20 protein-coding genes and 1 pseudogene are annotated in these 25,324 nt (G+C 69.5%); 17 read left to right on the forward strand and 4 right to left on the reverse strand.

Annotation, left to right across the window (positions count from 1 at the left end; genetic code table 11):
- Positions 1–70 precede the first annotated feature (70 nt).
- On the forward strand, positions 71–895 hold the full coding sequence (locus ACFCV8_RS08835; protein ID WP_376684587.1) for an oxidoreductase: 825 nt from the start codon (positions 71–73) through the stop codon (positions 893–895).
- Between the two features lie 727 nt (positions 896–1,622).
- On the opposite strand, the gene ACFCV8_RS08840 is transcribed toward ACFCV8_RS08835, so the two are convergent.
- Positions 1,623–2,462, reverse strand: a complete 840-nt coding sequence (locus tag ACFCV8_RS08840; RefSeq protein WP_376684588.1) for an HAD family hydrolase — start codon at positions 2,460–2,462, stop codon at positions 1,623–1,625.
- Between the two features lie 564 nt (positions 2,463–3,026).
- Between ACFCV8_RS08840 and ssd the strand changes: the two genes are divergently transcribed.
- From ssd to ACFCV8_RS08875, 7 genes are all read left to right on the forward strand, one after another.
- Complete coding sequence (gene ssd, locus ACFCV8_RS08845; protein ID WP_376684589.1) at positions 3,027–4,088, forward strand: septum site-determining protein Ssd; 1,062 nt, start codon at positions 3,027–3,029, stop codon at positions 4,086–4,088.
- A complete protein-coding gene (locus tag ACFCV8_RS08850; RefSeq protein ID WP_376684590.1) occupies positions 4,085–5,233 on the forward strand; it encodes a TadA family conjugal transfer-associated ATPase in 1,149 nt (382 codons plus the stop codon). The genes ssd and ACFCV8_RS08850 overlap by 4 nt, the downstream gene beginning before the upstream one ends.
- Positions 5,230–6,105, forward strand: coding sequence for a type II secretion system F family protein (locus ACFCV8_RS08855; RefSeq protein WP_376684591.1), 876 nt, complete (start codon positions 5,230–5,232; stop codon positions 6,103–6,105). The genes ACFCV8_RS08850 and ACFCV8_RS08855 overlap by 4 nt, the downstream gene beginning before the upstream one ends.
- Complete coding sequence (locus tag ACFCV8_RS08860) at positions 6,102–6,917, forward strand: type II secretion system F family protein (protein ID WP_376684592.1); 816 nt, start codon at positions 6,102–6,104, stop codon at positions 6,915–6,917. The genes ACFCV8_RS08855 and ACFCV8_RS08860 overlap by 4 nt, the downstream gene beginning before the upstream one ends.
- Positions 6,918–7,244: 327 nt before the next feature.
- Entirely contained in the window at positions 7,245–8,336 is a 1,092-nt protein-coding gene (locus tag ACFCV8_RS08865) for a tyrosine-type recombinase/integrase (RefSeq protein ID WP_376684593.1), read from the forward strand.
- On the forward strand, positions 8,333–10,870 hold the full coding sequence (locus ACFCV8_RS08870; RefSeq protein WP_376684594.1) for a tyrosine-type recombinase/integrase: 2,538 nt from the start codon (positions 8,333–8,335) through the stop codon (positions 10,868–10,870). Before ACFCV8_RS08865 ends, ACFCV8_RS08870 begins: the two co-directional genes overlap by 4 nt.
- Positions 10,867–11,451, forward strand: coding sequence for a DUF6262 family protein (locus tag ACFCV8_RS08875; RefSeq protein WP_376684595.1), 585 nt, complete (start codon positions 10,867–10,869; stop codon positions 11,449–11,451). Before ACFCV8_RS08870 ends, ACFCV8_RS08875 begins: the two co-directional genes overlap by 4 nt.
- A gap of 491 nt (positions 11,452–11,942) precedes the next feature.
- Here the strand turns inward: ACFCV8_RS08875 and ACFCV8_RS08880 are convergent, their stop codons facing one another.
- Together ACFCV8_RS08880 and ACFCV8_RS08885 are read right to left on the reverse strand one after the other, a co-directional pair.
- The gene (locus tag ACFCV8_RS08880) at positions 11,943–13,601 is read right to left on the reverse strand and encodes a caspase family protein (RefSeq protein ID WP_376684596.1); all 1,659 of its coding nucleotides are present in this window, start codon (positions 13,599–13,601) and stop codon (positions 11,943–11,945) included.
- Positions 13,598–13,984 (reverse strand): hypothetical protein, encoded by a 387-nt coding sequence (locus ACFCV8_RS08885; protein WP_376684597.1) that lies wholly within the window; start codon positions 13,982–13,984, stop codon positions 13,598–13,600. Before ACFCV8_RS08885 ends, ACFCV8_RS08880 begins: the two co-directional genes overlap by 4 nt.
- A 364-nt stretch (positions 13,985–14,348) precedes the next feature.
- Between ACFCV8_RS08885 and ACFCV8_RS08890 the strand changes: the two are divergent.
- The 3 genes and pseudogenes from ACFCV8_RS08890 to ACFCV8_RS08900 all read left to right on the forward strand — a co-directional run.
- Positions 14,349–14,459, forward strand: a pseudogene (locus ACFCV8_RS08890) (DUF4244 domain-containing protein); the annotation flags it as partial.
- Positions 14,446–14,805, forward strand: coding sequence for a TadE family type IV pilus minor pilin (locus ACFCV8_RS08895; RefSeq protein WP_376684598.1), 360 nt, complete (start codon positions 14,446–14,448; stop codon positions 14,803–14,805). The pseudogene ACFCV8_RS08890 and the gene ACFCV8_RS08895, both read left to right, overlap by 14 nt.
- Before the next feature lie 269 nt (positions 14,806–15,074).
- Entirely contained in the window at positions 15,075–15,452 is a 378-nt protein-coding gene (locus tag ACFCV8_RS08900; RefSeq protein WP_376684607.1) for an Rv3654c family TadE-like protein, read from the forward strand.
- Here the strand turns inward: ACFCV8_RS08900 and ACFCV8_RS08905 are convergent.
- Complete coding sequence (locus ACFCV8_RS08905; protein ID WP_376684599.1) at positions 15,337–17,871, reverse strand: DEAD/DEAH box helicase; 2,535 nt, start codon at positions 17,869–17,871, stop codon at positions 15,337–15,339. The two genes, ACFCV8_RS08900 and ACFCV8_RS08905, sit on opposite strands and share 116 nt — an antisense overlap.
- A 78-nt stretch (positions 17,872–17,949) precedes the next feature.
- On the opposite strand from ACFCV8_RS08905, the gene ACFCV8_RS08910 reads away from it, so the two are divergent.
- The 6 genes from ACFCV8_RS08910 to ACFCV8_RS08935 all read left to right on the forward strand — a co-directional run bounded on the left by ACFCV8_RS08910 (position 17,950) and on the right by ACFCV8_RS08935 (position 25,158).
- The gene (locus ACFCV8_RS08910) at positions 17,950–18,303 is read left to right on the forward strand and encodes an STAS domain-containing protein (RefSeq protein ID WP_328318827.1); all 354 of its coding nucleotides are present in this window, start codon (positions 17,950–17,952) and stop codon (positions 18,301–18,303) included.
- A 350-nt stretch (positions 18,304–18,653) separates the two neighbouring features.
- Positions 18,654–19,133, forward strand: a complete 480-nt coding sequence (locus tag ACFCV8_RS08915) for an ATP-binding protein (protein WP_376684600.1) — start codon at positions 18,654–18,656, stop codon at positions 19,131–19,133.
- 342 nt (positions 19,134–19,475) lie between these two features.
- Positions 19,476–21,863 carry a sodium-translocating pyrophosphatase gene (locus ACFCV8_RS08920; RefSeq protein WP_376684601.1) on the forward strand — a complete coding sequence of 796 codons (2,388 nt, stop codon included), beginning with the start codon at positions 19,476–19,478 and terminating at the stop codon, positions 21,861–21,863.
- A gap of 363 nt (positions 21,864–22,226) precedes the next feature.
- Positions 22,227–22,862, forward strand: a complete 636-nt coding sequence (locus tag ACFCV8_RS08925; RefSeq protein WP_376684602.1) for a small secreted protein — start codon at positions 22,227–22,229, stop codon at positions 22,860–22,862.
- 114 nt (positions 22,863–22,976) lie between these two features.
- Positions 22,977–24,491 (forward strand): methyltransferase, encoded by a 1,515-nt coding sequence (locus ACFCV8_RS08930; protein ID WP_376684603.1) that lies wholly within the window; start codon positions 22,977–22,979, stop codon positions 24,489–24,491.
- A gap of 469 nt (positions 24,492–24,960) precedes the next feature.
- Complete coding sequence (locus ACFCV8_RS08935) at positions 24,961–25,158, forward strand: hypothetical protein (protein ID WP_376684604.1); 198 nt, start codon at positions 24,961–24,963, stop codon at positions 25,156–25,158.
- The last annotated feature ends 166 nt before the right edge of the window (positions 25,159–25,324 follow it).

The raw sequence follows: 25,324 nt of genomic DNA on the forward strand, positions 1-25,324 counted from the left end.
GCTGTTGCGCTTCGTGAAGAAGGCCACTCCCGGGCGGTATCGGGACGGGGGACGCGTAGCCTCCCTACTTATGAGTACGACTGCCTCTGATCCGCTCGCCGCCCTCGGCGCCCTGCCGGGTGTCGCCGACGCGGTGGACTCCGTACGCAAGGCCGTCGACCGGGTTTACGGTCACCGCGTCATGCGGCGCCGCAGCAATGAGGTCACCGCCGAAGCCGCGCTGCGCGGCGCCCGCGGTTCGGCGGCGCTCTCCGGTGCCGACTGGAACCTGGAAGAGGTGCGGCGGCGCGCCGACTTCAGCGGTGACAGTGAGGCGCAGGTGATCGGGGCGGCTCTGCGGCTGACGGCCGAAGCGGGTCAAATGCTGTCCATCTGGCGGCAGTCGCCGCTGCGGGTGCTGGCGAGGCTGCACCTGGTCGCCGCCGGCGGAGCGGTCCCCGACGACGCGGTCGGCCGGCCGCGACTGGCGGGCGAGCTGGTGGACGAGCCGCTGATCGAGGCGCCGCTGCCGTCGGCCGAGGAGGTGGCCGGGCGGCTGGAGGGGCTTTCCGGGCTGGTGCTCTCGGGGACGGCGGCGCCCGCGCTGGTGACGGCGGCGGTCGTCCACGGTGAGCTGCTGGCCCTGCGCCCCTTCGGCTCGTACAACGGTCTTGTCGCACGGACCGCCGAGCGGATCGTGCTGATCGGGAGTGGCCTCGATCCCAAGTCGATCTGCCCCTCCGAGGTGGGCCACGCCGAGCAGGGGAAGGCGGCGTACGTTGCGGCGTTCGACGGCTACCTGTCGGGGACGCCGGACGGGATGGCGGCCTGGATCGCGCACTGCGGGCGCTCGGTGGAGCTGGGTGTCAGGGAGTCGACGGCGGTGTGCGAGGCGTTGCAGCGCGGAGCCGCCTGACTGAACGGCCCGTACGGCTGCGTGGCTGTACGGCCGCGCTGCTGTACGGCGGCCCGTCGGCCGGTGGGCCGCCTGTGGCTGGTGGGTCCCGTCAGTCGGAAGGGTCGGCGGGTCGTGGAGTCGGTGGGCCGACGGATGCGGCGTCGGTAAATCCACCGAGGTAACTTCACCGAGGTGGTTCAAGAATTCCCCGCGAGGTAGTCGGTGCGAGGTGTCGACGCGAGAGCGCGGTGCCGGACTTTGGGCGACATTGAGCCGAGGTGTCGACGAGACGTCGCAACCGTGTGAAAAGGTTGCGGCGGTACCGTCCTCGGTACCGCCGCTGGCATGTCTACCCAGTTACCATGCGTCCTCGATATTTGCCCATCAGGTCGGGAGGCTTTGCCCGTTCCCTGGTGCGGCTGGCCCGTAATCGACGGGTCGACGTCGCGTGGGTGCTCGGTTTTCATGCTCGGTCCGTGGGGCCTTCTCTGCGTTACAGGTAATCCTCTCGGATGTCCTTGGTCTCGCGGGCCGTTGAGTCATTTGTACTCCAGAGCCGGGGTGAGCGGTAGTGGAGGCCCTACTTCTTTACTTTTAGGTTCAATTACGGGTGAGTTGGGTAATTCCGTGCCGGGTGTTCCGCTGCCCCGGTGTTTCACGGTTCCGGCCTGTCGTTCCGTCGTTCCGGTGTGCACCGGGACGACGGAACCTGATGATGGCGGAACCCGGGCACGCGGCCGGTGCGTCAGGCGGATCCCGGGGTGGCGCGCCGACGGGAGGTGTACCAGACGAGCCCGGCAGTGACGGCCGCCGCTCCCACCGCGGCCGCCGCGACCAGCGCCGGCCGAGGCGGCAGGGAGAACGTGGGCAGCCGCTGCTTGAGCCGGACCGGCCGGTTGAAGACGAGAATCGGCCACTCGCGCAGGGTCGCCTCGCGCCGCAGCGCGCGATCCGGGTTGACGGCGTGCGGATGGCCCACCGATTCCAGCATCGGTACGTCCGTGGCGGAGTCGCTGTACGCGTAGCAGCGCGAGAGGTCGTACCCCTCCGACACCGCGAGGGATCTGATCGCCTCGGCCTTGGTGGGGCCGTACGCGTAGTACTCGACCTCGCCGGTGAAGCAGCCGTCGTCCCCGACGACCATGCGGGTCGCCACGACGCGGTCGGCGCCGAGCAGCTCGCCGATCGGCTCGACGACCTCGGCGCCCGAGGTCGACACGATCACCACATCGCGTCCGGCGGTGTGGTGTTCCTCGATGAGAGTGGCGGCTTCGTCGTAGATGATGGGGTCGATCAGATCGTGGAGGGTCTCGGCAACGATTTCCTTCACCTGCTGGACGTTCCAGCCCTTGCAGAGCGCGGAGAGATATTCCCGCATCCGCTCCATCTGGTCGTGATCTGCACCCCCGGCAAGGAACACGAACTGTGCGTACGCAGTGCGCAGTACTGCGCGGCGGTTGATCAGCCCGCCTTGGTAGAAGGACTTGCTGAAGGTCAGCGTCGAAGACTTCGCAATGACCGTCTTGTCCAGGTCGAAGAAGGCGGCTGTGCGCGGCAAGAAGCGGTTTTCCACAAGGCAGAGCATAGGGGGACACCATTCGGCGTAAACCCCGGCGCGTGGGTTTGCTTGAGAAGGCTCTCGGGTACACCATGGAAGTCACGGATCGTTCGCGACCGTGCTAACCCGGTCCGGCTCCTCCCCCCCCGAGTCGGCCGTGGGGACGACCCCCGCTCTCCCCCCCGGCGGGGGTCGTCGCATGTCCGGACGCGTTTCTTCCGTTCGGGATCAAGCATTCCGCCTCCTTTTCAGCTGCGACGGCTCGCTGGCCGGTCCGCCTGGGTCCACCATGACTCGTAACTGTGCGTAGCGGAAGGGGTGCGCTCCGGGAGTCGCCGGTATGGGCGACGGAGTTATTCACAACGGCGGAGTTATCCACAGTTTTCAAGCAAGATCCACACGATTTTCCGCATCGCTGCACGGTGATTCCAGCCGCGAAGTCCGCGGGTTGTGGAATCGCCGGTCCCGGAACACTCCAGGGCACCGCGAACCACGACGGAGGTGCAGTGAGAAGGGGGAGAGATCGTGGTCGGGACCCTTGCGCGGGATCTTCTGCCTGCCGCCGGAGCGCGGCGGGGCGGACCGCTGATCGTGACCGAGGACGTGGAACTGCTCGACGACCTGCTGCGGCTGTGCGCCGCGGCGGGGGCGGAACCGGAAGTGCGCCCCTCGCCGCCCGAGGACAGGGGCGGCTGGGAGCGGGCCCCGATGGTCCTCGTGGGCGACGACGCCGCCCGGCGATGCAAAGGGACGGTACGCAGGCGGGGCGTGATGCTCGTCGGCCGGGGACAGGACGTTCCGGAGGTCTGGCGTCGCGCCGTGGAGATCGGGGCCGAGTACGTGCTGCGGCTGCCCGAATCGGAGAGCTGGCTGGTCGACCAGATCGCCAACGCGGCGGAGGGCGTGGGGCGGCCGGCACTCACCGTGGGGGTGATCGGCGGCCGGGGCGGCTCGGGCGCGTCCACGCTGGCCTGCGCCCTCGCGGTGACCGCGGCGGGAGCAGGGCGGCGGACGATGCTCGTCGACGGCGATCCGCTCGGCGGTGGCATCGACGTACTGCTCGGCGGCGAACGGGCCGAAGGCATGCGCTGGCCGGACTTCGCCCACTCCAAGGGGCGGGTAGGCGGGGGAGCGCTGGAGGAGTCGCTGCCCGAGCTGCACGGGCTGCGAGTGCTCAGCTGGGGCCGTGACGACTGGGTGGTCATTCCGCCGCAGGCCATACAGGCCGTGCTGGCCGCCGCGCGCCGGCTCGGCGGGGTCGTGGTGGTCGACCTGCCGCGCCGGTTCGACGACGCGGCGGCCGAGGCGCTCGCGCAGCTGGACCTCGGGCTGCTGGTGGTGCCTGGCGAGCTCCGTGCCGTCGCCGCGGCGAAGAGGGTCGCGTCGATGGCCGGGGCGATCCTCGATGACCTGCGGGTGGTGTCCCGCGGGCCGTACGCGGCGGGCCTCGACGCGCCGTGGGTGGCGCAGGCGCTGGGGCTGCCGCTCGCCGGTGAACTCCCGCTCGACACCGGGCTGCTGGCCGCCCAGGACGGCGGTGCGCCGCCGGGGAGCAGTGCCCGCGGCCCGCTGGCCAGGTTCTGCACGGCCTTCTGGGAGCGGGCCCTCGCGCCGGAGAGCGTGGCGGGAAGCGCCGGGGGAGGCGCGTCATGACGGAGACCTTGCTCGATGCCGTACGGCAGCGGCTCGCGCAGAGCGGTGCGGCGCCGACACCGGCTGGGGTGGCGGCCGCGCTGCGCGCCCAGGGAAGGCTGCTCGGTGATGCCGAAGTGCTCGGTGTGGCGGATGAATTGCGCGGGGAGCTGGTCGGTACGGGGCTGTTGGAGCCGCTGCTCGCCGATCCGGCGGTGACGGATGTGCTGGTGTCCGCTCCGGACCGGGTGTGGGTGGACCGGGGCGGTGGTCTCGAACTCACCGGGGTGACCTTCACGGACGCCGCCGCGGTGCGCAGGCTGGCGCAGCGGCTGGCCGCCGTGGCGGGGCGGCGGCTGGACGACGCCCGTCCCTGGGTGGACGCGCGACTGCCGGACGGAACGCGTATGCACGCAGTTCTGCCGCCGGTGTCCGTCGGCTCGACGTGTCTGTCACTGCGCGTCGTGCGGCCCAGGGCCTTCTCGCTGGCGGAGCTGGTGGCGGCGGGGACGGTCCCGCCGGGCGGCGACCGGGTGCTGCGAGCCCTGGTGGAGGCCAGGGTCTCGTACCTGATCAGCGGTGGTACGGGGGCCGGGAAGACGACCTTGCTGTCCAGCCTGCTGGGAGTGGTCGGGGAACGGGAGCGGATCGTGCTCGCCGAGGACTCTGCGGAACTGCGACCGGACCACCCTCACGTGGTGCGGCTGGAATCGCGCCCTGCCAACCAGGAAGGGGCGGGCCGGGTGACGCTCCGGGATCTGGTGCGGCAGGCGCTGCGGATGCGGCCTGACCGGCTGGTGGTCGGAGAGGTGCGGGGCGCCGAGGTCACCGAGCTCCTGGCCGCCCTGAATACCGGCCATGAGGGTGGCTGTGGAACGGTTCACGCCAATGCCGCCGAGCACGTACCGGCCCGTCTGGAGGCACTGGGGACGGCGGCGGGGCTGGACCGGACGGCGCTCCACAGTCAGTTGGCGGCGGCGCTGTCGGTGGTGGTCCATCTGGCGCGGGACCGGGCGGGGCAGCGGCGGATCGCCGAGGTGCAGGTTCTGGAGCGGGACGCGGCGGGGCTGGTGGTGACCGTGCCTGCGTTGCGCTGGGGTGCGGACGGATTTGTGCGGGAGCGGGGCTGGGAGCGGCTGCGATCGCTGATCGGGGGTGCTCGGTGACCGGGGAAGCGCCGTCGGGACTGTCGGTGGGCCTGAGCTGTGTGGTGGCTCTGTGCGCCGGGGTGGCGGCCTGGCTGGTGGTGGCGCGGGACCAGGGTCGGCGGCGGGCCGGTGCGCTGTTCACCGGCCGGGTGGAGGCCCGGACGGCGTGGTGGGAGCGGGCCGGGGCGCGGGTGCGGCAGCGGTTGGCGGGGCGGTGGGAGTGGCTCTGCCCCGTGGTGGCTTCGGCCGTAGCGGTGCTCGGGCAGTCGGTGCTGCCGTTGCCGGCCGGACTGGTGGCGGTGCCGTTGGTACGGAGATGGCTGCGGCGGCGGGCTCGGGACAAGGAACAGGAGCGCCGTGCGGCCGGAGTGGTGGCGCTGTGCGGCGCGGTCGTCGGCGAGCTGAGGGCTGGTCGCGAACCTGGGCAGGCGCTGCTCGTGGCCGTCCACGACACCGGGGCACTGGGGGCGGCGGAGGTCGGTGTGTCCGCCGCGGCACGGTTCGGCGGGGATGTTCCCGCGGCGCTCCGGCAGGCGGCGCGCGAGCCGGGGCTGGACGGGCTCGCCGGGGTGGCGGCCTGCTGGCGGGTGGCGGTGGACGGTGGGGCCGGGCTTGCTGCGGGACTGGATCGCCTGGAGGGCGCGTTACGGGCCGAACTGCGCGGCCGGGCGGAACTGCGGGCCCAGTTGGCGGGGGCCTGGTCGACGGTGACCGTACTGGCGCTGCTGCCGGTGCTGGGGATCGGGCTCGGAGCGGCGCTCGGGGCCGATCCGTTGCGGGTGCTGCTGCACACCCCGGCCGGGCTGGCCTGTCTGGTGACCGGCGGGCTGCTGGAGGCCGCCGGGCTCCGCTGGGCCGCCCGGATCGTGCGGGCGGGGGAGACGGGATGAGCGCGGCAACCGGTGGGGCGGTTCAGCAGCTGACGGCGATGTGCGCGATGTCGGGGGCGGTCATGGTGATGGCCCTTGCTCTGGCCGGGCTGCGACGCCAGCGGGCGGCGCGTCGTCGGGGCGAGGCTCTGATGGCGGTCGGCGGGCGGAAGAAGACCCGGATCCGGCTCGGGCGCGCAGGCGGAGGCGCGGTGTCCGGTTCCCGGGCGAAGGAGTGGGCCGCGCCGCTGGGAGTGGTGGCGGCGGGATGGGTCCTTGCAGGTGGACTGCTGGGGTGCCTGACCGGCCTGGCCGGGGCGTACGGAGCCCGGCGATGGCAGCGGGCCCGGCGAGGACGTGCAACGGCGCCCGGGCTTGCGCGGGAGGCCGAGGTACGGCGTCAGCTTCCGCTGGTGGCCGATCTGTTGGCTGCCTGCCTGTCCGCCGGGGCCGGGCCCCGGGAGGCGGCGGAGGCGGTGGGCGAGTCACTGGGCGGGCCGGTCGGCGCACGGCTGGCGCGGGTGGCCGCGGAGATCCGTCTGGGCGGCGACCCTTCGGCTGCCTGGGGGAGGTTCGGGGTGATACCGGGAGCCGGTCCGCTGGCCCGCTGCCTGGACCGTGCAGGAACGACCGGGGCGCCGGCGGCGGAGCCGGTGGCGCGGCTGGCCGAGGCGATGCGGGCGGAACGGGCGAGTGCGGCCGTGGCGCGGGCCCAGCGAGCGGGTGTGGAGGTCACCGCTCCGGTCGGGCTCTGCTTCCTCCCCGCCTTTCTGCTGGTCGGGGTGGCGCCGGTGGTGATCGGCCTGGCGACCGGACTACTGCTCACCGGGTGACCGAAAAGTATGCGTACAAAAACTTTCAGGATGAATCGATAGTTTCACGGGGGTTTGAAATGGTGCGGCGAATCAAGAGCTGGGTACGGGGCATGGCGCGCCGAGCCCGGTCGGACGACGGAATGACGACTTCCGAATACGCGGTGGGAACCATCGTTATCTTGGGGCTATCTATCTCTTAAGTCACATGAGTTATGTCTTCGTATCTCTATGTGCCTTAAAGCTATCCAAGGGGATTTAGTGACGTCTGTTGTAACTGTTCCATCGGCTCTCAGATTCATGGGCGAGAGAGCCGTATCGCCGAGGAACGGAACGACCTTCTGGGTCGTGGTTGACACCCGCTACGAGCTGCACCCCGCCGCCAGCGCGTTCATCGCATCCTTCCGGGACAAAGGCGCCTCGGTGAACACCCAACGCACCTACGCGATCCGGGTCGCCCAGTACCTCACGTGGTGCGCGGTCTTCGGGGTCGACTGGGGCGATCCGACGTTCCGCCAGCTCAGCTCATTCAAGTCGTGGCTGGTCGAGGAGCCTCTTCCGCCGCGAGGGCGGAAGCAGCCGACAAAGCGGCGCTATCGGACGAAGAGCACGGCGAACGCCATCTTGACGACCGTCTGCGGGTTTCTCCGCTTCTGCGGGCTCCGGGACTACGCTCCGGCCACCGTCGTCTCGAAGTTGACGCAGCCAAAGCTGCTGACCTTCGTGTCCCCCGGCCACGACCTGGGCGAGGACGGACAGTTCCGCTCGATCAACGCCCGCACGCTCAAGTACAAGGTCGCTGTCCCAGGATACGAGTGGCTCAATCGTGCGCAGGTGGATGCCATCATCGCTTCCGCTCAGCACGCACGCGACAGGTTCCTGGTGCAGCTGATGGCTGCCACGGGCGTGCGCATTGGCGAAGCACTCGGCATGCGGCGGCAGGACATGCATCTGCTGCCAGACTCGCGATCTGTCGGATGCTCCGTGGCGGGCCCACACGTTCATGTGGTGCGGCGCGAGGACAACGCGAACGGTGCAGTGGCGAAGGCCCGACAGCCGCGGTGGATCCCGGTGGACGAGGAGTTCGCCGGCGCCTATGCGGCCTACCAGCACGAGCGTGACGAGGTGGCGGAGGCAGGGGTGTCGGACTTCGTCTTCGTCAATCTCTTCCGCGCGCCGCTCGGGGCTCCGATGAAGTACCCCTCGACCTATGAGCTGTTCAAACGTCTCGCCAAGCTGGCCGGGTTCGAGGCGAATCCGCACATGTGTCGCCACCACGCAGCCACCGAGTGGATCCGCGCCGGGGTGGGACGGGATGTCGTGCAGGGCTTCATGGGGCACGTCTCGCCGGTCTCGATGAACCCCTATGTTCACGCCAGCGACGAGGAGAAGCGAAAGGCTGTCGAGATGGTCGCTGCACGCCGGGAGACCGTCAAGTGACCACCGTCGTTGCGCCTTCCCGACTCATAGAGGCCCGCCACCGCAGCCTCGCCGACCGCATGGATGAGTGGACCGCGTGGCTCTCCGCGCGCGTTGATCGCAACTGGCGCCCCAGCGAATGGCAGCACGAACTGATGCTGTTCCGGGGAGACCCAGCCAATCCCCTCACCGCAGTCCGCAAATGCACCGTCAAGGCCTGCCCCACTATCACCGTTGGCCGGACCTTCTGCAGTGACTGCTCGCGGGATTTCGAACGCCTCGGAAAGCCAGACCTCGCCGCGTTCCAGGCCAGCCATCAACCGGACCGCAACCGGGTCTACGGGTTCGCTGCGATCTGCTGGGCTGCAAACGGTCACTGCGGTCGCGACAGCTCCACGCATGGGCTTTGCGCTGCCCACTACTCCCGCTGGAAGACCAGTTCGGGCCGCAACCCCGAGCTGGAGCTCGCTTTCTGGGCAGAGAGCCAGAAGCCCTTCGCCGCGCTTGAGCCGTGCGAGGTCGGGGGATGTCTCTACCAGAGAACCGTGATCAACGAGCTTTGTCCGGATCACCGCAGGCAGTGGCGGAACCACTTCAAGGCCACGGGGACAGCCGACGGTAAGACCGTGAGGAAAGCGTGGGCGAGGACCATCGCCCCTTACCTACAAGCCCCGGATTTCTCGCTCGCTCCGCTGAGCGACCTGGCCCGACTGGAGCTTCTGTATGTCTTGCAGCGGGGAAGCCTGCGCGGCAAGAAGCTTGAACCAGCGCCGATCCGTTTCGCGGTCAGGCACCTGGCGGACCTGCCGAGCATCGCTCTGGCCGGCGAGTCCTTCCGTATGCCCAAGGCTGGCGAGACCAATCACAGCGGCAACCGCGGCGCCCTCCTGCGTGAAATTCAGAATCAACTGCGTTTCGCCCTTGAGGAGTTCCAGGGCATCAAGCCGACTGACCACCTTGTCTGGGACCTGACCGCCGTCGGAGTCGTTCGACGAGACTCCAATCCCAAAAAGAACCGTCGAAACCCCGGCACGATGGACTTCGGGAAGATCGAAGTGGTGTGGCTGCGTGACCTGCTCATGCAGTGGGCAACCGATACACATCCGGTCAGCCGGGACATCTGGTTCCACTACCGGGTCTGCGTTCTGGCGTCCCAAACGCTCGCCCAGCGTCCCGGCGGGGGTCGTGACCCTTCCATGCTGAAGTTCACCGACATGGCCGCTGTGATCAAGTCCATCGAAGCGATGACCAAAGCCGACGGCACGCCGCTGAAGTCGAAGAGCAAGGCGATCTACGCGACGAAGTTCTTCGACTTCCTGGAGTGGGGGCGCAACCATGACCTGCTGGAGGACCTGTCGCAGAAGTTCGGACGCCACAGGGACCACAACATCTCCTACCGGGATGAGGAGAACGAAGAGCAGATCGGGAAGAGCATCCCAGAGTCGGTGATCCGGCAGCTGGACGCGCACGTCGACCAGCTCGGAGATGGGATGCCCTACGGACCCATGGCCACCGAGGATGTGAAGGCCATGGCCAAAACCTTCTACTTCCTCCTGCGCGATACCGGCCGACGGCCCTACGAGATCGGCAGTCTGTTCCTGGACTGCCTTGAGAAGGACGGCGAGGACTGGCAACTCATCTGGGACAACCACAAGGCCGGCCGCTACCGACGGCGCCTGCCGATCACGCAGACCACGGTTGACATCGTCCTGACCTGGAAGAAGCGGCGACTGGGCATGAATGTCCCTGAGGGAAGCGGTGAGTACCTATTTCCGGCCCGTACCGCGGAGAGCGAGTACGACCATCCCATCAGCGTCGACATCTGGCAGTTCATCAGGACCTGGGCCGACGCCATCCCCGTACTGGACTCCGAGCTCCCCGGCCCCGACGGCGCCCCCGCACCCTTCGAGCGCAAGCGCGTATTCCCTTACGCCTTCCGGCACTCGTACTGCCAGCGCCACGCCGACGCCGATGTTCCCCAAGATGTCCTTCAGTCCCTCATGGATCACGTCAGCCCAACCACGACGTCCGGGTACTACAAGGTATCGCTCAAGCGGAAGCGGGAGGCGATCAAAGCCGTCCGGGCACATGTCACAGACCGCCTGGGCAACCCCGCACCCATGACCTCCAACCTCGCCTACGAACAGCGATCGGTGGCCGTGGCCTGGGGCAATTGCATCGAGCCGAACAACGTGAAGGCGGGCGGCGCCGCCTGCCCGATCCGTCACCAGTGCGCCGGCTGCCCGTCCTACCGGCCTGACCCGTCCTACCTGCCGGCTATCGAGGACCACATCCGGGCGCTCAAGGCCGACCGCGAGGCTGCCCGGGACGCTGGGGTCGCCCAATTCGTGGTCAACAACTTCAACGACCAGATCGAGGCATACCAGGGCGTGAGAGAAAATCAGAAACGCAGGCTGGAGGCCATGACACCCCAGGAGAGGCAGGAAGTAGAGGAGGCCGCAGCCGTTCTGCGCAAGGTCCGTGCTGGATCCAAGGCTCGAACCGTCACACTGGGGCTACCGACCCTGGGGCCGCCGAAGGAGACAGCCGAGTGAGCGCCGAAGCCAAGCGCAGGCCAGCCGACGTCCTGCGTGAAGCGCGCCGCAAGGACAGCCAGGTAAAGCGGGCCCGCGTCTTCGCCCGCGTCGATGAGATGAAGGCCGCCGGCCAGGCCATCACTTGTACCAGCGTCGCAAGAGCGGCCGAGGTGTCCGTCTGGCTCGTCTACCAGCCGGAGATCAAGCAATACATCGACAGAGCTCGAAACCAGCAGGAGCTCGCCCATGACCACAGTGCCGAGGCGGGCACGGTGGTGAGCCAGGGGAGTCTAGCGGTCGATCTCCAGCTCGCGAGGTCCGAGTTGAAGGCGGTACTGAAGGAGCGTGACGAACTCAGAGATGCGCTCCGGCGGAAGCTCGGTCAGCAACTGGAGGAATCCGCGACGGAAGACGTCGTCGTCCGCGTCAACACGCTGGAGGAGACGCTTCGCCGCCGCGAAGAGGAGTTTGGGGTGTTGCAGGCCGAGCGAGACCGGCTCCAGGAGGAATTGAGCGAGCTTCAGGACGACTTGATCGCGTCCCAGGACGCGAGGAGGCGGCTGATGCAGCAGGTCAATCGTTCTCAAGCTTCGGAGTAGTCCCGTCGGTGGCAAGCAGCCTTCTGGTACTGGACAGCCAAGCCGAGCGCCGCCAGGTCCAGCAGGTGGAGCGCCGCCCAACTCGTGCTCAAGATGATGCCGAGCCGGTCGTAGTCCGTGAAGACGAGCGATCACCCATTCCAGTGCGGTGATGACGTGTTCGGGCTACAGGCCGGTGCGCGGGGTGGGCTCGACCAGCAGCGTCGGGCATTGAGCGACGGCGCGGTCGGCGGCCCACCGGTGATCGAACCTGCGGTTGGCGAAGTGCGAGCTGGAAACCCGGGGGTGGAGGAGCTGGAAGACGGCCCGCAGCAGCGGCGTTTATCCGGACTGAGAACAGCGACCCGGCCCCAATCTGAGTCCGACATCCGTACGCGATGGTGCACGAGGCAGCCGTACGCCGTCTGCGTGGCAGCCTCAACTCGCTCCAGCGGCCACCTGAGCGCGTGTGCTTTCCCCTCCTGGAAGGAAGGAAGTATCGGCGAACGTACTCAACCGCGGCAGGACAATTCCTTGATTCGGATCGCACTGGGTTGAATTTCGTCCGCACTCCGGCCTGCGTTCGGCAGGCGGTCCCGAAATGCTTTTAGCCACTTACCGCTGCTTACGTACTTCATCAGGGCGTCACGAAGGCGTGTGCAATCCTCATGGTGACCCTTGGGGAGGGCGATGCCGTATTGGCTGGGCCCACCGATGCTGAGGTCCGGGACGACCTTGAACTGGTCGTCTTCTAGCGCCCACGCAGAGAGCGACAGAGTGTCCGCGGCGATCGCGCTGAATTCCCCTCGCTGTAAGGCTTCGACGCAGGAACGGAAGCCTGGCTTTTCTCTCACGTCGATTTCCTTATCTGCGAAATTTTTCATGATCACCGCGGCTATTGAATCCTCCTGCACGCAGATGGTCCCGTGGTTAAAGTCTTCGAGCCTAATGATTTTCTGCGTCGTTTCATTGGCCTGTACTAGGAAGCCTAGCCTGCCAGAAGCGATGGGCCCCACGAAGTCAACTTTTTCCATGCGCTCCCCCGTCATGGCGAGCGCGGAATTTAGGTCCACCTCACGTTTCTGTAAAGAGCGCATCTGGTCTTGCCTCGGAATATCGACGCGGATCGGCCTCGATTTGATATTTGCCTCTTTCAGTAGCTCCCCTACCACATCCAGACTAAAGGCCGAGAAGCTGCCCCACGTGGGGCTTAGCATAACAGAATTATCTGATTCGCTCTCCAATCCGACCAGCACTTTGTCGTCGCTGAAAAGACTTGAATTGGAATTTGTCAGTAGGTCACCCAGCAGTGGGGGGAGTAGAGCCACAGCGGATAACACTATTGTGGCTGTAATATTTCTCGCCCTCATGCGGCGGAGTGAGGCTGAATCTGTTTTCGCAGCCGGTGCCGGTGTGCCAGCCGTGGACGGTGCCTCCGGCTCTCTGGCCGGCCCTCGAACCAGAGAGAGCTCGCCGACTGCACCGACAGAGCGCCGCTGCGGACGTGGGAGGCCGAGCCCGTCTAGCTCTTTGTCGACGTGGCGGTGCACCTCGTCCAGGGTGAGTGGACCAGGAACTGTCAGGGCTTGGAGCATCGACCCGGTGAACGCCGTATGGGCGGCGCCGGGCGGGGCATGGGAGGGGGCAGTGGCCGTAGTGGAGGTCAGCGTGTAGGTACCAGTCAGGTTCAACTGTCCCAGGGCCAGTCCCCTTGGTCCGGCCATAGCTGAGATCGCCTTGCCGGCAAAGCAGCAATCCAGCACGAGCACCCGGGCCTTGGCGCGAGCTCCACCGACCATCCGTTTCACGAGGTCGAGCTGGATGGCGGACCAACTGACGTTCTGGTTGTCGGTTCCGGTGAGGGCGAAGTGCAGCAGCCCGGCTTCGTCGAGCAGGCCGTGCCCGCAGTAGTAGACCAGCAGCAGGTCCTCGCACTCACGAACGGCTTGCGACAGCGCCGCGCCGACAGTGGCCTGGTCCTTCGGGTCGGCCACCACCACGCAGTGTTCGGGCGCGAACACACCATGAACCGGGTGAGTGAGGGTTCGCCGCAATGCGTCCAGGTTCGCCTGCACGGCGGGGATATCAGGCAACTCGGGGTCGTGGAACGTACCAGTCCCGATGAGTACCGCCCGGCTGGTCGCACGCGCAGGGAAGCGTGTGCCAGTCACCGGGACTGTGAACCTGGCGCCGGAAACTGTTCCGCGATCTCCCGTAGGAGGGCCTGAGGGTCGGCTGCGCGCTGAACGTCCACCTCGATCCGGCGCCCGTCCTCAGCACTGATTGTGATCTTCATGTCGGTGCCGCGAGAGGTGAGCCAGGTGCACACCGATTGGATGAGCACGGCCAGGATGCCGCCGGAGCCGAGCGCCACCGTCAGGAGCTCCACGGCGGAACCCATGTGGCCAGGGAGGGGAGGCTGTCGTTGGAGCCGCACCCGGCCGCGCAGATCATCCTCAGACACCAGCCAGTCACGCAGCGCGATCACATGCGGCTCGGCTCCCGACTCTCCTAAGCCCTCGACAGCCACTCTCAGTTCCGCTCCGGCGGGCATTCCTGACACCGCAACCCCCTAAAAATGAAGGCACTTGATCGAGTCATCATGGCACGCAGGAGTCGCGCCGAACCCGAGAAACCCCACTACCGGATGCTGGCGATCGTGGGGACCACCCATCTTCAGGCCCGGGACCTGGACCACGGCCACGAGCTGGGCAACCGGTGCGTCGACACCCTTGCCCTGCGTCCAGTCCTCCCGGGCGAAGGACTACGTTCGCGAGTTCAACACCACCCTCGGATCCAGGCGGCGCGAGCCGACCGCGCGCCTGGCCAGCATCAAGGAGTCCAGCTGGGTATGTCCCTCACGTGACTTAGATCGGCCTGGGCATCTGATCTGCGCGTTCGCTTGACACCCCTAGATAACGGCCTCGGCCTGCGCTTTCGCGGCGGTGCTCTACAAGGTGGTCACCAGCCAGCCGGTCATGGCCGCGTTGCAGTCGCTGCTGAAGGAAGCGCTCGATGCGAAGTTCTGACAGGGACCGGGGCGCGGTGACGGCGGAGGCGGCCATGGCGATTCCGGTGCTGGTGGTGTTCGCGCTGACGCTGGTCTGGGCGCTGATGGCCGCCTCCGCCCAGATCCGGTGCGTGGACGCGGCGCGGGCCGGGGCAAGGGCGGCGGCCCGTTCGGAGCCGGAGCCCCAGGCCCTGGAGGCCGCCCGCTCGGCGGCCCCGGACGGGGCAGAAGTAGCACTGGAGCGGACGGGGGAGCTGTGGCGGGTACGCGTGGCGGCGCCGATGCCGGGACCGGGGCCGCTGGCCCTGACACTGCACGCGGAGGCGGCCGCGCTGGCCGAGGACACGGTGGGGGCGTCGCCATGACTCCGACGGGCGGGCGGGGACGGGCCGTGGTTTCCGTGCGGACGCGCGCTGCAGGACCGGTCGGGCTCCGCGCGGTGGGCCCGGTGCGGCTCGATGCGGCGGTTCTGGTTCGGGGTACGGAGGCCGTCCTGGTCCGGCTCCGTGAGGCTTTCCTCGCCCGGTCGGCCGAGGCTGTCCTGGTCCGGGTGCGCGGGGCTGTCCCGGTCCGGGTGCGCGGGGGTGGACGGCCGGTGGGCGGGGACCGGGGGCTGGCCACGGTGTGGGTGGCGATGACGACGGCCACGTTGTGCGCGGTGTTCGCGGTGGTGCTGGCCCTCGGCCAGATGGTGGTCGTCCGGCACCGGGCGGGCGGTGCCGCGGATCTGGCGGCCCTGGCCGCGGCCGACCGCTCCCTGAGGGGGCCCGAGGAGGCGTGCGCGGCTGCCGGGAAGGTGGCCGCGGCGCAGGGAGCGGCGGTGGTCCGGTGCACGGTGAGCGGGGAGATCGCCGATGTGACGGCCCGGGTCGCCCTCGGGCCGTACGCACCGGAGGTCAGGTCCCGGGCCGGTCCTCCGGCGGCCGCTCCCGTCGCCCGTGGGGCCGCTCCCCCGGTCCGGCCGCTTCCGGTTCCCCGGGGGTCGGAGGGGCGGACCGCAGCAGCTCGGTGAGGAGGCGCACGGCGCCGCGTTTGTGCAGCGGTTCATTGCCGTTGCCGCACTTGGGGGACTGCACGCAGGACGGGCAGCCCGCCTCGCACTCGCAGGAGGAGATCGCCTGACGGGTCGCGGTCAGCCAGGCACGGGCGGTGTGGAAGGCCCGCTCGGCGAACCCGGCACCGCCCGGGTGGCCGTCGTAGACGAAGACCGTGGGCAGCAGGGTGTCGGGGTGCAGCGGTACGGAGACGCCGCCGATGTCCCATCGGTCGCAGGTGGCGAAGAGCGGCAGCATCCCGATCGACGCGTGCTCCGCGGCGTGCAGGGCACCGCCGAGGATCTCCGGGTTGATGCGGGCGGCGTCGAGCTGGTCCTCGGTGACCGTCCACCAGACGGCGCGGGTGCGCAGGGTGCGGGGTGGCAGGTCCAGTTTGGTCTCGCCGAGAACCTCGCCGGTGATCAGCCGGCGCCGCAGGAAGGAGACGACCTGGCTGGTGACCTCCACCGAGCCGTAGCAGAGCCGCCCGTCACCCCACGGGATCTCGGTGTCGGTCTCCAGGACGGCGATCGAGGTGGTGTCGCGTGCGGTGGTCGAGTACGGCGGGACGGCCTCCTCGACCAGGGCCACCGCGTCCTCCAGGTCGAGCTTGCGGACCAGGTAGGTGCGGCCCTGGTGGAGGTGGACGGCGCCTTCGTGGACGGAGGTGTGCGCGGCCGATTCGTCGACGGTGCCCAGCAGCCGGCCGGTGCCCTCTTCGACGATCTGGACGGGGCGGCCGCCCCCGCCGCGGATGTCGGTGAGGTCGGCGGCGCGTTCACGGCGGGTCCAGTGCCAGCCCGACGCCCGCTTCCGCAGCAGCTTCGCGGCCTCCAGCTGCGGCAGCAGCCCGGCCGCGGCAGGGCTGAAGAGTTCCAAGTCGGGTTCGGTGAGCGGAAGCTCCGAGGCGGCGGCGCACAGATGGGGGGCGAGTACGTACGGGTTGTCGGGATCGAGGACGGTCGACTCCACGGGCTGCTGGAACAGCGCCTCGGGGTGGTGGACGAGATAGGTGTCCAGCGGGTCGTCGCGGGCCACCAGGACGGCCAGGGCGCCCTCGCCGGAGCGTCCGGCGCGGCCCGCCTGCTGCCACAGCGACGCCCTGGTGCCGGGATAGCCCGCGATGACGACGGCGTCGAGGCCGGAGACGTCGATGCCGAGTTCGAGGGCGGTGGTGGCGGCCAGCCCGAGCAGCTGCCCGGAGTGCAGGGCGCGCTCCAGGGCCCGGCGCTCCTCGGGGAGGTAGCCCCCGCGATAGGCGGCGACCCGGTCCGGCAGGGAGCGGTCCACCTCGGCGAGGCGCTCCTTGGCGATGACGGAGATCAGCTCGGCTCCGCGCCGGGAGCGTACGAAGGCGACGGAGCGGACGCCCTGGACGGTGAGATCGGTGAGGAGGTCCGCGGTCTCGGCGGTGGCGGTACGCCGGACGGGGGCGCCCTTCTCGCCGTTCAGCTCGGTCAGGGGCGGCTCCCACAGCGCGAAGACCAGCTCACCGCGGGGCGAGGAGTCGTCGGCGACCTCCTGGACCGGCAGACCGGTGAGGCGGCCCGCCGCCACGGAGGGTTCCGCCGCGGTGGCGGAGGCGAGGAGGAAGACGGGATCGGCGCCGTAGCGGGCGCACAGGCGACGCAGGCGGCGTATCACCTGGGCGACGTGGGAGCCGAAGACCCCGCGGTAGGTGTGGCACTCGTCGATCACGACGAAGCGCAGCGCGCGCAGGAAGGAGGACCAGCGGGGATGGGACGGGAGTATTCCGCGGTGCAGCATGTCGGGGTTGGTCAGGACGTAGTTGGCGTACTGCCGCACCCACTCGCGTTCCTCGACCGGGGTGTCGCCGTCGTAGACCGCGGGCCGGACGGCGTTGCCGAGCGGCGCCGCGAGCCGTTTCACGGCTCGCAGCTGATCGGCGGCCAGGGCCTTGGTGGGGGCCAGGTACAGGGCGGTGGCGCCGCGGCCGTTCGGGGCCTCGGAGCCGTCGAGCAGGGCGCTGAGGACCGGGGCCAGGTAGGCGAGCGACTTGCCGGAGGCCGTGCCTGTGGCGATCACCACGGATTCGCCGTCCAGGGCGTGCTCGGCGGCGGCCGACTGGTGCGCCCACGGGTGATCGATTCCGGCCTTCGTGATCGCGGCGACGACTTCCGGCCGGATGCGATCGGGCCATGTGGCATGGGTCCCCTCGCGCGGGGGCAATTGCTCCGTATGAGTGATGCGCGCGGACCGGCCCGCCACGGCGGCGAGCCGGTCCAGGACCATGGCGGGAGAGGGTCTGGGGTCGCTGTTCCCGGGTGGTCGACCGGGGCGGTGATTCTTGGCCATCGACACCGAGTGTGTCACCGGCGTGACGGACAATGGCCCCAAGGCGTCGTGCATGGCTGCTGGTAAGTGATTGAATGCCATCGCGGCTGGCGATCCGTTCCCCGGCTCCGCCGGGGAGACCGAGGGGCGACCGCTCGATAGCAAGGTGCTGGAGGATCCGTGGACCTGTCCTTGTCGACTCGCAATGTGTCCGGCCCTGGTGGCGACCGTACGGTCGTCGAGGTCGGTGGCGAGATTGATGTGTATACCGCGCCCAAGCTGCGCGAGCAGTTGGTCGAGTTGGTGAATGACGGCAGCTACCACTTGGTTGTCGACATGGAAGGCGTCGATTTCCTCGACTCCACCGGCCTCGGCGTGCTCGTGGGCGGCCTGAAGCGTGTCCGGGCCCATGAGGGCTCGCTGCGCCTGGTCTGCAACCAGGAGCGCATTCTCAAGATCTTCCGGATCACCGGTCTGACCAAGGTGTTCCCGATCCACACCACGGTCGACGACGCCGTGGCGGCCACCGACTGACCGTCGGTCCGCAGCTGGATCACCGGCCGGATGGCGGGGCGCTCGTAGGAGCGTCGGCCAGTCGGCCGGTGAGGCGTTGGCCGGTGACCCGGCCGGTCCGCGGCCCGGCCGGCCTCCGGGCGGGCCGGTGTTCGGCCGTGCCGGGCCGGGTCGGGTCGGGTCGGGTCGGCCTCTGGCCGGTTCGGTGGTGGTCGATCGCCTGCGGCGAGCCGGTGGGCTACGACGCGACCGCCGTACCGCCGGTGCTTCAGGATGGAAGCCCGGAAGATGGAACCCGGAAGTAGGAACAGGGACGCCGGGCCGTGCGCCCGGGGCCCCGGATGCACGCCCGTACGTCTGAGGGGGATCGCATGACCACCGTTGAACTCCGCTTCAGTGCCCAGCCCGAACACGTCAGGACGGCCCGCCTCGTGGCAGCCGCCGTGGCACGCCGGGCGGGGATCGACGAAGCCGTGCTCGACGAGGTCAGGCTCGCCGTCGGCGAGGCCTGCAGCCGCGCGGTCGGGCTGCACCGCAGCCATGGCATCACCGCCCCCGTGTCCGTCGCCCTGATCGAGGAGGAGAAGTCCTTCTCCGTCGAGGTCAGCGACGGAGTACCGGGGCCGGGGGCGGATTCCGTCTCCGGCGGGCCGGGTGGCGCCGCACGCGGTGCCACGGCGGGCCCGGTGGGGCTCGACGAGCCGGATCGCGAGAGCGAAGCGGACGGCGAGGACGAGATGGGGCTCGCGGTCATCAGCGGCCTCGTCGACGACGTGGAGGTGTGGTCGGGGGCCGACGGCGGAGTGATCCGTATGAGCTGGCCGAAGACGCCCGCGCCCGTACTGCCGTAGCCGTCATGCCGTAACCGCACCGCCGTAACCGCACTGCCGTAATGCCGCCGGACTTTCTTGATCCGGCGCTGATCCGGTGCCCGTCCGGTGCTGATCCGGTGCCCGTTCCGTAGTGATCCGGTTTTTCGAGGCCCTGCTGAGCAGGGCCTCTTTCGTTCATTCCTGATCAACGATCCGGGTAAAATGCGTCTGCTCCATTACTGCATTCGGGTCGATCCCGGGGTGCGATCATTTATCGGTCGGTCGGTCGAGGGTAATGACATTTACCCGCACGCTGTTTTGATCGGCTCCCGCTCCCTACAATTCGTCCACGTCTTGAGCGCTGAGCTTCAAGGAGGACGTATGGCGGAGTTCTTCAACACCCCACTGGCCGTACTGGCGCAAGAATCCTCATTCTCAGCACCCTCCGGCCGGTCCGTTTCCACGGCGGCCGTGGTCCTCACCGACAGCAATCGGGTCATCGTGGTCGGTGTCGCGGTCGTCGCCCTTGCCGCGCTGGTGGTTGCCGGGCTGCTGGCGCGCCAGGTGCTGGCGGCCGGCGAGGGAACCGACCGCATGAAGTCGATCGCGGCTGCCGTCCAGGAAGGCGCGAACGCCTATCTGGCCCGGCAGCTGCGTACGGTCGGTGTCTTTGCCGTAGTGGTTTTCTTCCTGCTTCTGCTGCTCCCGGCCGACAGCTGGTCGCAGCGTGCGGGCCGTTCGTTGTTCTTCCTGGTGGGTGCGATTTTCTCGGCGGCCACCGGATACATCGGTATGAGACTCGCCGTGCGCAGCAATGTCCGAGTGGCGGCTGCTGCGCGTGAGGCGACTCCCGCGGAGGGAGAGCCGGAAAAGGATCTCACCGCCGTTTCGCACCGGGCAATGAAGATCGCATTTCGTACCGGCGGCGTGGTCGGCATGATCACCGTGGGTCTCGGTCTGTTCGGCGCGTCCTGTGTCGTGCTCGTCTACGCGGCCGACGCCCCGAAGGTGCTGGAGGGCTTCGGCCTCGGTGCCGCCCTGATCGCCATGTTCATGAGGGTCGGCGGCGGCATCTTCACCAAGGCGGCGGACGTCGGGGCCGACCTCGTCGGCAAGGTCGAGCAGGGCATCCCGGAGGACGATCCGCGCAACGCGGCGACCATCGCCGACAACGTGGGCGACAACGTCGGCGACTGTGCGGGCATGGCGGCCGACCTCTTCGAGTCGTACGCCGTGACGCTCGTCGCCGCGCTCATCCTCGGCAAGGCGGCCTTCGGCGACTCCGGGCTGGCCTTTCCGCTGATCGTTCCGGCGGTCGGAGTGATCACCGCCATGATCGGGATCTTCGCGGTCGCCCCGCGGCGCGCCGACCGCAGCGGAATGACCGCGATCAACCGCGGATTCTTCGTCTCCGCAGTGGTCTCGCTGGCGCTGGTCGCCGTGAGCGCCTACGTCTACCTGCCGTCCTCGTACGCGGAGCTGGACGGCGTCACCGACCCCGCGATCACCTCACACGGCGGCGATCCGCGGATCTTCGCCCTGGTCGCCGTCGCCATCGGCATCGTGCTGGCCGCTCTGATCCAGCAGCTGACCGGCTATTTCACCGAGACCGACCGGCGTCCGGTCAGGGACATCGGCAAGTCCTCGCTGACCGGCCCGGCCACCGTCGTCCTCGCCGGTGTCTCCATCGGGCTGGAGTCCGCCGTCTACACGGCGCTGCTGATCGGCCTGGGCGTGTACGGGGCGTTCCTGCTGGGCGGTACGTCGATCATGCTCGCGCTCTTCGCCGTGGCCCTGGCGGGGACCGGGCTGCTCACCACCGTCGGTGTCATCGTCGCCATGGACACCTTCGGCCCGGTCTCGGACAACGCGCAGGGCATCGCCGAGATGTCCGGCGACGTGACGGGGGCCGGTGCGCAGGTCCTCACCGATCTGGACGCGGTCGGCAACACCACCAAGGCCATCACCAAGGGCATCGCCATCGCCACCGCCGTGCTGGCGGCGTCGGCGCTGTTCGGCTCGTACCGCGACGCGATCGCCACCGCGGTCGACGGCGTGGGGGCCAGGGCCGGGGAGCTGACGCTCAGCCTGGACATCTCGCAGCCCAACAACCTGGTGGGCCTGATCCTCGGGGCGGCGGTCGTCTTCCTCTTCTCCGGCCTCGCGATCAACGCGGTGTCGAGGTCGGCGGGGGCCGTCGTGTACGAGGTGCGGCGGCAGTTCCGCGAGCACCCCGGGATCATGGACCACACGGAGAAGCCGGAGTACGGGCGGGTGGTCGACATCTGCACCAAGGACGCCCTGCGCGAGCTCGCCACGCCCGGACTGCTGGCCGTCATGGCGCCCGTCGCCGTCGGCTTCACGCTCGGGGTCGGGGCGCTGGGCTCCTATCTCGCGGGCGCCATCGGCACCGGCACTCTGATGGCGGTCTTCCTCGCCAACTCCGGCGGCGCGTGGGACAACGCGAAGAAGCTCGTCGAGGACGGCCGTTACGGCGGGAAGGGCAGCGAGGCGCATGCCGCGACCGTCATCGGCGACACGGTGGGCGACCCGTTCAAGGACACGGCGGGTCCGGCGATCAACCCGCTGCTCAAGGTGATGAACCTGGTCGCCCTGCTCATCGCCCCGGCGGTGGTGCAGTTCAGCTACGGGCAGGACGCGAGCGCCGGTGTGCGGGCGGTGGCCGCGGTGGTCGCCGTCGCGGTCATCGTCGGCGCGGTCTACGTCTCCAAGCGGCGCGGGATCGCGGTGGGCGCCGAGGACGCGTAGCCGGGCACGGGCCACGGGCCACGGGCGCCGGATGGCCGGCGAACGGTGGTCGGCGGTCGGCGGTCGGTGGTCGGTGGTCGGTGGTCGGTCAACGGTCGGGTGGGCCGGGCATGTTGAGGTGCCGTCCACCCGGCCGTGTCTCCCGTGGCCTTCCGCTCCGGAGGCCGGCGGCCCATCCACCGCACGGGTGGAGGTTCGCGCATGTGTTCCTGAGCCTCGGGGGCCGCGCGGGTGAGTTGTATCTCCTTCGTTTCCCTTGGTGCAAATGGCTGCAAAAGCACATTCATCGGACACTCGGCATCCGGGTACCGGGTGCTCGCCGTGTAAGTTCCGGGGCCGAGAGTCTTGGAAGGGACCGATCCGGTGAACAAGAAGCTTGCGGCCGCGCTGTCCTGCGGCGCGGTACTGGTACTGACGCTGTCGGGGTGCGGCGGCGACGACAACAGCGCCAAGGTGAACGACTGGTCCAAGCAGGTCTGCGACAAGGTCCAGCCGCAGCTCCAGAAGATCGCGAACGCCAACGCCGCCATCCAGCAGCAGACCGCGGACAACAGCAAGCCCGCCGACGTCCAGAAGACCGACTCGGCCGCCTTCCAGCAGATTTCGCAGGCGTACAAGGCGCTGGGCGCGGCGGTCGACGCCGCCGGGCCGCCGCCGGTCGACGACGGCGAGACCACGCAGAAGGAGGCCGTGAAGGAGCTCAACGCCTCCTCCGCGGCCTACGCGAACCTGCAGAAGAAGGTCGACGCGCTGGACACGAAGGACCAGGCGAAGTTCGCCGACGGACTCAAGGGCATCGCCGACGAACTCACCAAGATCAGCAGCACTGGTGACGAGTCGTTGAAGAAGCTCCAGTCCGGCGATGTCGGTGCCGCGATGGCCAAGCAGAAGGGCTGCCAGAAGCCGAAGGCCTCGGTGCCGTCGAAGGACACCGCACCGGCGGAGGGCGCCGACAAGCCGTCCGAGCCCGCCTCCGGCTCGCCCGCCAAGAAGGGGTGACGCACCGGCGGAGGTACCCGGAGTGACGCGGCGCCCGGGTGGTCCGGGCGGTCCGGGGAGCCCGCCGGGCGGCGGGCCGCTGCCGTTGTCGGTGGGAGCGGCCACAATGGGTGGGTGAGTACGACCAGCCTCCCCGTGCCCGACCGTTCGCCCCGGCTCCGCGAAGCCCTGCTCGCCGCCGCCTTCACCGCCGACGGGCTCCTCGACCTGCTCGGTGCGCCCGCCTACGCCGCGCTCGCCCGCAGCGAGACGGTTCCGGCGCTCCGCGCCACCCGGGGCGGGGCGCCGCTCGACACACTGGTGCGGCTCTTCCTGCTCCAGCAGCCCGTGGCGTACGAGCGTGCCCGCGCGGCGCTCCCGCTGGCGGAGTGCGTCGAGGACGGCTGGGTGACCCGCGACGGCGACGAGGTGCGGGCCACCGTCGACGTACGGCCGTACGGCGGCCCCGAGGGGCAGGACTGGTACATCGTCTCCGACCTGGGCTGCGCGGTCGGCGGCGCGGGCGGCATCGGCTCGCGCGAGGAGGGCGTGGTCCTGGGCGTCGGCGGGGCGTCCACCACGCTCGCCGGGATCACCGTCCGCAGAGCCGTGGCCTCCGCGCTCGACATCGGCACGGGCTCCGGCATCCAGGCGCTGCACGCCGCGCAGCACGCCACCCGGGTCACGGCCACCGACCTCAACCCGCGGGCGCTGCGGTTCACCCGGCTGACCCTCGCCCTGTCCGGTGCCGCCCCGGCCGAGCTGCACCAGGGTTCGCTGTACGAGCCGGTCGGCGCCGCGACGTACGACCTGATCGTCTCCAACCCCCCGTTCGTCATCTCGCCCGGCGCCCGGCTCACCTACCGCGACGGCGGGATGGGCGGCGACGACCTGTGCCGGACGCTGGTGCAGCAGACGGGCGAGCGGCTGAACGAAGGAGGGTACGCCCACTTCCTCGCCAACTGGCAGCACGTCGAGGGCGAGGAGTGGCAGCACCGGCTGAGCTCCTGGGTGCCGCACGGCTGCGACGCCTGGATCGTGCAGCGCGAGGTCCAGGACGTCACGCAGTACGCGGAGCTGTGGCTGCGCGACAGCGGCGACCACCGCACGGACCCCGCGGAGTACGCCGCCCGGTACGACGCCTGGCTGGACGAGTTCGAGGCTCGCGGGACCAAGGGCGTCGGCTTCGGCTGGATCACCCTGCGCAAGTCCGCCGCGGCCGCCGCCGGCCGCCCGTCCGTCGTGATCGAGGAGTGGCCGCACGCGGTGGAGCAGCCGCTCGGCCCGGCCGTCGAGGCCCACTTCGCCCGTCAGGACTACCTCCGTGAGCAGGACGACGCGGCGCTCCTGGCCGGGCACTTCACCCTGGCCGCCGAGGTCGTGCAGGAGCAGGTCGGGCTGCCCGGCGCGGAGGACCCGGAGCATGTGGTGCTCCGTCAGAACCGCGGGATGCGGCGCGCGACGAAGGTCGACGCGGTCGGTGCCGGGTTCGCCGGAGTCTGCGACGGGACGCTGCCCGCGGGGCGGATCCTGGACGCGATCGCCCAGCTGATGAACGAGGACCCGGTGCTGCTGCGCGACCGGACGCCGCAGGCGATCCGGCTGCTGGTCGAGGAGGGCTTCCTGGAGCCGGTTCCCGCAGCGGACTGATCACCTCGCGGCGCGCCAGGGATGTGCCCGGGAGGGGCCGGGACGAGGGCCCGATCCGGCGCCGGGCCGGGTGCGGGGCCGGGGCGCGGTCGGGCTGCGCCGAGGGTCGGCCGGGGTGCCCGTCCGGGGTGCGTCCGGGTGCGTCCGGCGGGTTCCGGGGCGCGGCCGGAGTGTGCGCCGGTGCGTGTGGTGCGGGCGCTCCGTTCCTGTCCGGGCGTACGCCGTCGTGCGTACGAGAAGTCCCCTGCACCAGCGCTTTCGGGTGCGTCGGTGCCGACGCACGTCGGCGCTTGCGGATTCCGGATAAAGGGGCGCCGTACGGAGGCGGACAGGGCGCGGAAGGCGGGGCGAGGCAGGCGGATCCGGCCATTCACCCGGGGTTCGCATCAACGACGTCCGGGGGTGGCAGCCTCCTTCCGGCCGGGACGGGGACCCGCCCCGGCCGGGCCCGGACCGGGAGGCGTACGGCATGGAGAGTGGACCCGCGGTCCTCGCCGGAGCGGCGTTCGCACTGTTCGGCGCCGCGCTGCTGCTGTGGACGGGAACACGCGTACTGCACCGCGCGCCGGTGGCGCACGGAGTGAGTCCTGCCGCCTCCGCAGCACTCGCCACCGTGTTCGGCGTACTTTTTCTCGTTCTCGGCGTGTGGTGCTTCACTCGGATCTGAGTCCGGGCCCGGTCCCCGCGCGAGCGAGTGCCCCGGGCCGGGCCGTGTGCCGGTGCGGCGGCGGGAAGCGGTGCGCCGGCGGGAAGCGGTGAGGAAGCGGCTGTCGGTGGGGAAGCGGGACGAAAGCGGCGGGGAACACGCCCGGACCGCCCCCGGCCACTCGTCC

It is taken from the genome of Streptomyces sp. NPDC056347, assembly GCF_042262625.1.
Taxonomy (GTDB): domain Bacteria; phylum Actinomycetota; class Actinomycetes; order Streptomycetales; family Streptomycetaceae; genus Streptomyces.

Excerpts from the sequence above, each read along its gene's own strand:
- ACFCV8_RS08835 (WP_376684587.1), top strand. The coding sequence starts at position 71 with ATGAGTACGACTGCCTCTGATCCGCTCGCCGCCCTCGGCGCCCTGCCG.
- ACFCV8_RS08840 (WP_376684588.1), bottom strand. The coding sequence starts at position 2,462 with ATGCTCTGCCTTGTGGAAAACCGCTTCTTGCCGCGCACAGCCGCCTTC.
- ACFCV8_RS08850 (WP_376684590.1), top strand. The coding sequence starts at position 4,085 with ATGACGGAGACCTTGCTCGATGCCGTACGGCAGCGGCTCGCGCAGAGC.
- ACFCV8_RS08860 (WP_376684592.1), top strand. The coding sequence starts at position 6,102 with ATGAGCGCGGCAACCGGTGGGGCGGTTCAGCAGCTGACGGCGATGTGC.
- ACFCV8_RS08885 (WP_376684597.1), bottom strand. The coding sequence starts at position 13,984 with ATGCCCGCCGGAGCGGAACTGAGAGTGGCTGTCGAGGGCTTAGGAGAG.
- ACFCV8_RS08895 (WP_376684598.1), top strand. The coding sequence starts at position 14,446 with ATGCGAAGTTCTGACAGGGACCGGGGCGCGGTGACGGCGGAGGCGGCC.
- ACFCV8_RS08900 (WP_376684607.1), top strand. The coding sequence starts at position 15,075 with ATGACGACGGCCACGTTGTGCGCGGTGTTCGCGGTGGTGCTGGCCCTC.
- ACFCV8_RS08905 (WP_376684599.1), bottom strand. The coding sequence starts at position 17,871 with ATGGCATTCAATCACTTACCAGCAGCCATGCACGACGCCTTGGGGCCA.
- ACFCV8_RS08915 (WP_376684600.1), top strand. The coding sequence starts at position 18,654 with ATGACCACCGTTGAACTCCGCTTCAGTGCCCAGCCCGAACACGTCAGG.
- ACFCV8_RS08920 (WP_376684601.1), top strand. The coding sequence starts at position 19,476 with ATGGCGGAGTTCTTCAACACCCCACTGGCCGTACTGGCGCAAGAATCC.
- ACFCV8_RS08935 (WP_376684604.1), top strand. The coding sequence starts at position 24,961 with ATGGAGAGTGGACCCGCGGTCCTCGCCGGAGCGGCGTTCGCACTGTTC.